Origin of the sequence: Shewanella electrica (genome assembly GCF_022321485.1) — a bacterium.
GTDB lineage: Bacteria > Pseudomonadota > Gammaproteobacteria > Enterobacterales > Shewanellaceae > Shewanella > Shewanella electrica.
This window is the reverse complement of record NZ_JAKOGG010000587.1, coordinates 1-248: the sequence shown is the minus strand read 5'-3', so window position 1 is coordinate 248 and position 248 is coordinate 1. Positions and strand designations below refer to the sequence as shown.

The window sequence follows — 248 nt, the reverse complement described above, 5'->3', positions numbered from 1 at the left end:
ACGGAACTGTTTTGAAATCGTATTAACTTGTTTATGGGCTTCGGCAATGATTGCTGGTTTTTCTTTCAAACCAGTAATATCGGCAACCCCAACCGTCAAACCAGACTTAGTTGAAATGTTGTAACCTAAGTCCTTCATCCGGTCAAGCAAGAGTGACGTTGCGGTCACGTGATATTGCTTGTAAACTTCAGCGATAATGTCGGCCAAGAAGCCCTTCTTGAATGGTGGAATAATCTCCTGGGCATCCA

General features: G+C 43.5%; 1 protein-coding gene. It reads right to left on the bottom strand.

Annotated features, from left to right (window positions below; translation table 11 throughout):
• On the bottom strand, nucleotides 1–207 hold a 207-nt coding region (locus tag L9G74_RS21530; protein ID WP_238898874.1), incomplete at its 3' end, for a hypothetical protein.
• Nucleotides 208–248: the final 41 nt, after the last annotated feature.